A 9,471-nucleotide genomic window follows, 5' to 3' on the forward strand; every position below is an offset into this window, starting at 1 on the left:
CTGGTGTGCGTACGGACCGGCGTGCGGACGGGTCGGCGGAGAGGGGCGCGGCGGTGCGGTTCGGGCTGGTGCTGGGCGGGGGCGGCATGCTCGGTGCGGCCTGGACGGTGGGGGCGCTCGGTGCGCTGGAGCGGGCCACCGGCCGGGTCGCGGGCGAGGCGGAGGTGATCCTCGGGACCTCCGCCGGGGCGCTGCTGGGCAGTCTGCTGGCGGGCGGCGCCAGCGTCGCCGACCTGGCGGATCATCAGCTCGGCCGCCCCGTCGCCACGGGCCCGCTGGCCGGTATCGGCTTCGACTACGAGAACGCGGTGGGCGGCGCGCTGCCGCCGCGCCCCGGGCCGGCCATCGGCTCGCCCGGCCTGCTGCGGCAGGCCGTCCGGCACCCGCGCGACTACCCGTTCCTGACCATGGTCTCCGCGGCGGTGCCCACCGGTCGCGGCTCGCTCGTCCCGGTCGGCGAGCTGGTCCGGCAGCTGGCCGGGTCGGACGGCTGGCCGCCCGGCTCCCCGCTGCGGGTCGCCGCAGTCGACTACCGCACCGGGCGGCGGGTGGTGTTCGGGGACCCGGAGGCGCCGGCCGCGCCGGTCGCCGAGGCGGTGATGGCCTCCTGCGCGGTCCCCGGCTGGTTCGCGCCGGTCGAGACGGCGGGCGGCCGGTACGTGGACGGCGGTTGCTGGTCGGCGACCAACGCCGACCTGATGCTGGCCCGCGGCCTGGACGAGGTCGCGGTGCTCGCGCCGATGGCGCTGCGCCTGCAACCGCCGTCCGGTGCCCGCGGCCCGCTCGACGCGCTGCGGGCCTGGCGCGCCGCGGACCGTCCGCACGGCGTGCTGGCCCAGCTGGTGAGCCGCTACCGGCGCGCCGTCACCCGTCAACTGATGCGCGAGGCACGCCAGTTGCGGGAGGCCGGGATCCGGGTCCGGCTGCTCGCGCCGACCCCGCCGGAACTCGCCGTGATGGGGCCCAACATGATGGATCCGACGCGGCGCGCCGCGGTCCTGCACGCCGCGCGGGAAGTGCAGACCCGGATGGTCGGCCGGTAGCCCGGACCCGGGTGGAGCGGGCTGCGTATTCTTGTCCCGTCGCAGAGTGACCGATGAAGGGTGCCCCCGATGCGCGTGTACGTGCCCACCACGTTGAACGACCTGGCGGTGGCGCACCCGGAGGGCGTCCTGGAGCAGGGAGTCGCCTACGCGGTGACGCCGGCACTGCGCGAGTGGTACGTCAGCGACGACCTGGAGGAGCTGGAGTACGCGGCCCTCAACCGCGCCGCGCTCTCCTCGATCCGCCTGCTCGCCGCGGACCCTGCGGCCCCGCGCCGCCGCGTGGTGGTCGCCGCCGAGATCGCCGACTCCGCGGTCACCCCCTTCCCCGGCGACGAGTACCAGGACCAGGCCTCGCTCGGCCGGGTCGTCCTGGCGGGCCCGATCCGCCTCGCCAAGGCCGCCTCCGTCCACGCCGACGACGCCGACCCCGACGTGATCGCCGACGTCACCGCCGCAGCCGCCGCCATCACCGCCGCCGACCACGGCGACCAGGACGCCCAGTTCACCGTCGACGGCGCCGAGGACCACGAACTCCTCTGGTTCGCCACCCAGGAGATCCCGGGCCTGCTGGCCTGAAGCGCGGAACTCCGGGGCGGCAGCCGGCCGCGGGTGACGCGCAGCGCCGTGGGTGAGCGGGTGCGGTCGGTCCCGGGTCGTACCCTTGGCGGGTGCGTACACACATAGTCTGGGACTGGAACGGCACGCTGCTGGAGGACATGGGCGCGGTGCTGGGGGCGAGCAATGCGGCGTTCGCCACGGTGGGGATCGCGCCGATGACGCTGGAGGAGTACCGGGCGCAGTACGAGATTCCGGTGCCGCGGTTCTACGAGCGGTTGTTGGGGCGGGCGCCGAGCCAGGCGGAGTGGCTGGCGTTGGACGACGCGTTCCACGTGAGGTACCTGGAGCTGTTCCCTGGGTGCGGGCTGACGCCGGGGGCGGTGGAGCTGCTGGCGGGGTGGGCGGCGGGCGGGCGGAGCCAGTCGCTGCTGTCGATGTACGAGCACGAGAAGCTGGTGCCGGCGGTGGACGGGTTCGGGCTGACCGGGCACTTCCTGCGGGTGGACGGGCGGCGCGGGGCGAGTGGCGGGCGCAAGGCCGAGTACCTGGCGGTGCACCTGGACGCGCTGGGCGCGGAGATCGACCGCGGGCGGACGGTGCTGATCGGGGACGCCGCGGACGACGCCGAGGCGGCGCTGTCGGCGGGCATCAAGGCGGTGCTGTACACCGGCGGCTCGCACACCCGGGAGAAGCTGACCCCGGTCGGCGTCCCGGTGGTGGACTCGCTGGCCGAAGCGGTCGCGCTGGCCGAGGAACTGACGGCCTGACAGCCGCGAAAGGGCGGCGAAGCGCGTGTCACGGCACGTCAGGCCCGCACCGCCCGTTCACCCTGGAGAAGCCCCCGACAGGGATTCGCACCACCGTACGGAGCACCTGAGCACCATGCCGATCGACGCGGTCACCACCGTCCCCACGCCCGCCAACGAGCCGGTGCGCGCGTACGCGCCGGGCAGCCCGGAGCGGGCCCGGTTGATGCGGAGACTGGACGAGCTGGCGGGGCAGAACATCCCGCTGCCGATGACCATCGGCGGGGAGCGGCGCTTCGGCGGCGGCGAGCGGATCGAGGTGGTGCAGCCGCACCACCACGCGGCGAAGCTCGGGATGCTGGGCAACGCGACGCACGCGGACGCCCGGCTGGCGGTGGACGCGGCGGTCGAGGCGGGACCGGAGTGGCGCTCGCTGTCCTTCGACGACCGCGCGGCGGTCTTCCTGCGGGCCGCGGACCTGCTGGCCGGTCCGTGGCGGGAGACCCTCGCCGCGGCGACCATGCTCGGCCAGTCGAAGACCGCGCAGCAGGCGGAGATCGACGCGCCCTGCGAACTGGTCGACTTCTGGCGGTTCAACGTGCACTTCGCGCGGCGGATCCTCGCCGAGCAGCCGGTCTCCGGCCCGGGAGTGTGGAACCGCAGCGACCACCGCCCGCTCGAGGGCTTCGTCTACGCGGTGACCCCGTTCAACTTCACCGCGATCGCCGGGAACCTGCCGACCGCGCCGGCGCTGATGGGCAACACCGTGGTGTGGAAGCCCGCGCCGACCCAGACGCTCTCCGCGTACTACCTGATGCGGCTGCTGGAGGAGGCGGGCCTGCCGCCGGGCGTGATCAACCTGGTCACCGGCGACGGGAAGGCGCTCTCCGAGGTGGCGCTGGCCGACCCGACCCTCGCCGGGCTGCACTTCACCGGCTCCACCGCGGTCTTCCAGCAGCTGTGGCGCACCATCGGCAACAACATCGCCGGCTACCGCAGCTACCCGCGGATCGTCGGCGAGACCGGCGGCAAGGACTTCCTGATCGCGCACCCGTCCGCCGACGAGGCGGTGCTGCGCACCGCGCTGATCCGCGGCGCCTTCGAGTACCAGGGCCAGAAGTGCTCGGCGCTGTCCCGGGCGTACCTGCCGCGCAGCCTCTGGCAGCGGATCAAGGACGACTTCCTGGCCGAGGTGGACGCGCTGACCGTCGGCGACGTCACCGACCTGAGCAACTTCATGGGCGCGCTGATCGACGCCCGCGCGTTCGAGAAGAACCGCGCCGCGATCGAGCGGGCCAAGCAGGACCCGCAGGTGGAGCTGGTCGCGGGCGGGCAGTACGACGACGCGATCGGCTACTTCGTCCGGCCGACCGTGCTGGTCTCCCCGGACCAGCGCAACGAGATCTTCTCCACCGAGTACTTCGGGCCGATCCTGGCGGTGCAGGTGTACGAGGACTCCCGCTGGGAGGACGCGCTGGAGCGGGTCGACCGGGCCGCGCCGTACGGGCTGACCGGCGCGGTGATCGCGCAGGACCGGCGGGCCATCGCGCGGGCGGTGGAGCGGCTGCGGTTCACCGCGGGCAACTTCTACATCAACGACAAGCCGACCGGCGCGGTGGTCGGGCAGCAGCCGTTCGGCGGCGGGCGGGCCTCCGGGACCAACGACAAGGCCGGAGCGGCGCAGAACCTGCTGCGGTGGACCTCGACGAGGTCCATCAAGGAGACGTTCACGCCGCCGACCGACTACGTCCATCCGCACATGGAGTGGTCGCCCGAGCTGGGAACGCGCGACTGAGAAGGATTGGACAAGCTGTCCAGGAAGGAACGATCTCCCTGCGGGATTGCTCCTCCGTGTCCCCTGACACCTTCGTTTCATCAGGTTAGGCTGGCTGGCGTCGCCGAGACGGACAGGCAGGCCAAACGATCTGTCGTACCCGGGCGGAAGGCAACTCATGCGTGGCATGAGCGCTTTTCACCCGGTGCGTGCGGGAGGATTGCCGAGGTGCGGACCGGCGGTGCACCCACAGTCATCACCGAGTCACGCAACGGCGCGCGACAGGAGCCAAACAGCCATGCAGACCAAGCTGGACGCAGCCAAGGCCGACCTGCTCAAGAAAGCAGCAGCAGCCGCTGAGAACAGCCAGGTGGGGGGAGCGGCGCCCGGGGAGGGTCTGAGCAACGGTGCTCTGGCCGCTTACCTGCACCACTACTACCTCCACACGGCGCCCGAGGACCTGATCAACCGGGACCCGGTCGACGTGTACGGCGCCGCCGCCTCCCACTACCGGCTGGGCCTCAAGCGCCCGCAGGGGACGGCCGAGGTCCGGGTCTCCACCCCGACCGTCGAGGAGAACGGTTGGTCCTGCGGCCACACCGTGGTCGAGGTGGTCACCGACGACATGCCGTTCCTGGTCGACTCCGTCACCAACGAGCTGACCCGCCTGGACCGCGGCATCCACCTGGTCGTGCACCCGCAGCTGGCGGTGCGCCGCGACATCACCGGCAAGCTGCTGGAGATCCTCGACGTCGACGCCTGCAACCGCGCGCAGGCCGCCGGCGCCGAGTGGCCCGCCGACGCCTCCGTCGAGTCGTGGATGCACATCGAGATCGACCGCGAGACCAGCCGCGAGGACCTCCGCGAGATCGAGGCCAACCTGCGCCGCGTCCTGGGCGACGTCCGCGAGGTGGTCGAGGACTGGTCGAAGATGCGCGACTCCGCGCTCCGACTGGCCGACGAGCTCGCCGAGCAGCCCCCCGCGCACCTGCCCGAGCTGGAGGTCGGTGAGGCCTGGGAGCTGATGCGCTGGCTGGCCGACGACCACTTCACCTTCCTCGGCTACCGCGAGTACGACCTGGTCGAGCACGAGGGCGAAGAGGTCCTGAAGGCCGTCGCCGGCACCGGCCTGGGCATCCTGCGGGCCGACCCGCTCAGCCACGACACCGACCACCACCCGGTGTCCGAGGCCTTCGGCCGACTCTCCGCCCCGGTGCGCGCCAAGGCGCACGAGAAGAAGCTGCTGGTGCTGACCAAGGCGAACAGCCGGGCCACCGTGCACCGCCCCGCGTACCTCGACTACGTCGGCGTGAAGAAGTTCAACGCCGCAGGCGAGCCGATCGGCGAGCGCCGCTTCCTCGGCCTGTTCTCCTCCGCCGCCTACACCGAGTCGGTCACCCGGATCCCGGTCGTGCGCCGCAAGGTGCAGGCGGTGCTGGACGCCGCGGGCTTCTCCGGCGACAGCCACGACGGCCGCGACCTGCTCCAGATCATGGAGACCTTCCCGCGCGACGAGATGTTCCAGACCGCCGCCGCGGAACTGCTCTCCATCGCCACCAGCGTGCTGTACCTGCAGGAGCGCCGCCGGCTGCGGCTGTTCCTCCGCCAGGACGACTACGGCCGCTACTACTCGGCCTACGTCTACCTGCCGCGCGACCGGTACACCACCCGGATCCGCCTGCTCCTGATGGACATCCTCAAGGAGGAGCTGAACGGCGACTCCATCGACTACACGGTGTACGCCACCGAGTCGGTGCTGACCCGCCTGCACTTCGTGGTCCGGGTCGCCCCCGGCACCGAGCTGCCGCAGCTGTCCGAGGCCGACCACGAGCGGATCGAGAACCGGCTGGCCGAGGCCGCCCGGTTCTGGATGGACGGCTTCCACGACCAGCTGCGGACCGAGGTCGGCGAGGAGCGGGCCGCCGAGCTCGGCCACAAGTACGGCAACGCCTTCCCCGACGGCTACCGCGCCGACTTCCCGCCGCGCACCGCCGTCGCCGACCTCAAGCAGATCGAGTCGCTGAGCGGCGAGGGCGACTTCCGGCTGAACCTGTACCAGCCGGTCGGCGCCGGCGACGACGAGCGCCGGTTCAAGATCTACCGGGTCGGCGGCCCGATCTCGCTGACCGAGGTGCTCCCGGTGCTGCAGCGCCTGGGCGTCGAGGTGCTCGACGAGCACCCGTACGCGCTGCGCCGCACCGACGGCACCACCGCCTGGGTGGTCGACTTCGGCCTGCGGCTGCGTGAGGGCACCGACCTCACCGAGGAGGACCGCGAGCGGTTCCAGGACACCTTCTCCGCCACCTGGCTCGGCCACGCGGAGAACGACGGCTTCAACGAGCTGGTCCTCACCGCCAAGCTGACCTGGCGTCAGGCCACGGTGCTGCGCGCCTACGCCAAGTACCTGCGGCAGGCCGGCAGCACGTTCTCCCAGGACTACATGGAGGACGCGCTCCGCAACAACACCCACACCACCCGGCTGCTGGTCAACCTGTTCGAGGCCCGGCTCTCGCCGAGCCACCGCTCCGGCGGCGAGGAACTGACCGACGCCATCGTCGAGGAGCTCTCCGGCGCCCTCGACGAGGTGGTCTCGCTGGACGAGGACCGCATCCTGCGCTCGTTCCTGCACCTGATCAAGGCCACCCTGCGGACCAACTTCTTCCAGCACGACGGCGAGGGCTCCTGGCACTCGTACGTGTCGATGAAGTTCGACCCCAAGGCCATCCCGGACCTGCCCGCGCCGCGCCCCGCCTTCGAGATCTGGGTCTACTCGCCCCGGGTCGAGGGCGTCCACCTGCGCTTCGGCAAGGTCGCCCGCGGCGGCCTGCGCTGGTCCGACCGGCGCGAGGACTTCCGCACCGAGATCCTCGGCCTGGTCAAGGCCCAGATGGTCAAGAACACCGTCATCGTGCCGGTCGGCGCCAAGGGCGGCTTCGTCGCCAAGCAGCTGCCGGACCCGTCGGTGGACCGCGACGCCTGGCTGGCCGAGGGCGTCGCCTCGTACAAGACCTTCATCTCGGCGCTGCTCGACATCACCGACAACCTGGTCGCCGGCGAGGTCGTCCACCCGCTCGACGTGGTCCGCCACGACGAGGACGACACCTACCTGGTGGTCGCCGCCGACAAGGGCACCGCGACCTTCTCCGACATCGCCAACGGCGTCGCGGAGTCGTACGGCTTCTGGCTCGGCGACGCGTTCGCCTCCGGCGGCTCGGCGGGCTACGACCACAAGGGCATGGGCATCACCGCCCGCGGCGCCTGGGAGTCCGTCAAGCGCAACTTCCGCGAGCTCGGGGTCGACACCCAGTCCGAGGACTTCACCGTCATCGGCATCGGCGACATGTCCGGCGACGTGTTCGGCAACGGCATGCTGCTCTCCGAGCACATCCGGCTGGTCGCGGCCTTCGACCACCGGCACATCTTCCTCGACCCGAACCCGGACGCCGCGGTCTCCTTCGCGGAGCGCCGCCGGCTGTTCGACGTGCCGCGCAGCTCCTGGGACGACTACGACAAGTCGCTGATCTCGGCCGGCGGCGGCGTCTTCCCGCGCTCGGCCAAGTCGATCCAGCTGTCCGCGCAGGTCCGCGAGCGGCTCGGCATCGACGCCTCGAAGCTGACCCCCGCCGAGCTGATGAAGGCGATCCTGCAGGCCCCCGTGGACCTGTTCTGGAACGGCGGCATCGGCACCTACGTCAAGGCGTCGACCGAGACCAACGCCGAGGTCGGCGACAAGTCCAACGACGCGATCCGGGTCAACGGCGCCGACGTCCGCGCCCGGGTCATCGGCGAGGGCGGCAACCTCGGCTGCACCCAGCTCGGCCGGATCGAGTTCGCCTCCACCGGCGGCCCGCAGTCCACCGGCGGCTGGATCAACACCGACGCCATCGACAACTCGGCCGGCGTGGACACCTCGGACCACGAGGTGAACATCAAGATCCTGCTCAACCAGGTCGTCGCCGACGGCGACATGACGGTCAAGCAGCGCAACGCCCTGCTCGCCGAGATGACCGACGAGGTCGGCCACCTGGTGCTGCGCAACAACTACGCGCAGAACGTGGTGCTGGCCAACGCGGTCGCCCAGGCCGCCAGCATGGTCAACGTGCACTCCCGCATGATCAACCGGCTGGAGTCCGCCGGGCAGCTCGACCGGGCGCTGGAGTACCTGCCCACCGAGAAGCAGATCCGCGACCGCCAGCAGGCCGGCCGGGGACTCTCCCAGCCCGAGCTGTCGGTGCTGCTCGCCTACACCAAGATCACCCTGTCCGACGAGCTGCTCGCCACCGAGCTGCCCGACGACCCGTACTTCCGCACCGTGCTCCACCAGTACTTCCCGAGCGCGCTGCGGGCCCGGTTCGCCGAGCAGATCGACAACCACCCGCTGCGCCGCGAGATCATCACCACCCTGATCGTCAACGACACGATCAACCGCGGCGGCTGCACCTTCGCGTTCCGGCTCCGCGAGGAGACCGGCGCGACCATGGAGGAGATCGCCCGCACCCACGCCGCCGCCCGCGCGGTGTTCGGCCTGGAGCAGATCTGGGACTCCGTCGAGGGCCTCGACAACCAGGTCGGCGCCCGCGTCCAGACCAAGATGCGGCTGCACTCCCGCCGCCTGGTCGAGCGCGCCACCCGGTGGATGCTGAACAACCGCCGCCAGCCGCTCGACATCGCCGGCACCATCGAGTTCTTCCACGACCGGGTCAACCAGGTCTGGGAGTCGCTGCCCAAGCCGCTGCGCGGCGAGGACCTCGCCTGGTACGACTCGGTCTACGAGGAGCTGGCCGGCGCCGGCGTCCCCGACGAGCTGGCCACCCGGATCGCCGGACTGTCCTCCGCGTTCCCGACCCTCGACATCGTCGGCGTCGCGGACCGCTCGGACGCCGACGTGATGGAGGTCGCCGAGCTGTACTACGACCTCGGCGACCGCCTGCAGATCAGCCACCTGCTCGACCGGATCATCGAACTGCCGCGCACCGACCGGTGGTCCTCGATGGCCCGCGCCGCGATCCGCGAGGACCTGTTCGCCGCGCACTCGGCGCTCACCGCCGACGTGCTCGCCGCCGGGCCCGCCGGATCCAGCCCCGAGGAGCGCTACACCGCCTGGGCCGACCTCAACGGCACCCTGCTCAGCCGGGCCCGCACCACCCTCGACGACATAAGGGGTTCGGACAACTACGAGCTGTCCAGCCTCTCGGTCGCGATGCGGGTGATCCGCACCCTGCTGCGCACCGGTCGCTGACCGCAGCACCACCCCGACGGGGGCCCGGGAGTCCCGCCGCCACCGCCCGCACCGCCACCGCCCGCACCGCCACCGGCGAGCCCGTCGAACGAGGTCGGAGTGGCTGCG

Annotated in this window: 5 protein-coding genes; all 5 read left to right on the top strand. The window is 71.9% G+C overall.

The genetic code is table 11. The annotated features are described in order from the left end of the window. Positions 1-53 precede the first annotated feature (53 nt). The 5 genes from ACWD4U_RS32625 to ACWD4U_RS32645 all read left to right on the top strand — a co-directional run bounded on the left by ACWD4U_RS32625 (position 54) and on the right by ACWD4U_RS32645 (position 9,363). Complete coding sequence (locus ACWD4U_RS32625) at positions 54-1,043, top strand: patatin-like phospholipase family protein (RefSeq protein ID WP_363460919.1); 990 nt, start codon at positions 54-56, stop codon at positions 1,041-1,043. Between the two features lie 69 nt (positions 1,044-1,112). After that, entirely contained in the window at positions 1,113-1,622 is a 510-nt protein-coding gene (locus tag ACWD4U_RS32630; protein ID WP_363460921.1) for a DUF6912 family protein, read from the top strand. Positions 1,623-1,714: 92 nt separating this feature from the next. Next, entirely contained in the window at positions 1,715-2,371 is a 657-nt protein-coding gene (locus tag ACWD4U_RS32635) for an HAD family hydrolase (RefSeq protein ID WP_363460923.1), read from the top strand. A 121-nt stretch (positions 2,372-2,492) separates the two neighbouring features. Continuing rightward, positions 2,493-4,145, top strand: a complete 1,653-nt coding sequence (gene pruA / locus ACWD4U_RS32640) for an L-glutamate gamma-semialdehyde dehydrogenase (RefSeq protein WP_363460931.1) — start codon at positions 2,493-2,495, stop codon at positions 4,143-4,145. 277 nt (positions 4,146-4,422) lie between these two features. Further along, positions 4,423-9,363, top strand: a complete 4,941-nt coding sequence (locus ACWD4U_RS32645; RefSeq protein WP_363460925.1) for an NAD-glutamate dehydrogenase — start codon at positions 4,423-4,425, stop codon at positions 9,361-9,363. Positions 9,364-9,471 lie beyond the last annotated feature (108 nt).

The organism is Kitasatospora sp. NPDC002522 (assembly GCF_053595195.1).

Excerpts from the sequence above, each read along its gene's own strand:
- ACWD4U_RS32645 (WP_363460925.1), top strand. The coding sequence starts at position 4,423 with ATGCAGACCAAGCTGGACGCAGCCAAGGCCGACCTGCTCAAGAAAGCA.
- ACWD4U_RS32630 (WP_363460921.1), top strand. The coding sequence starts at position 1,113 with ATGCGCGTGTACGTGCCCACCACGTTGAACGACCTGGCGGTGGCGCAC.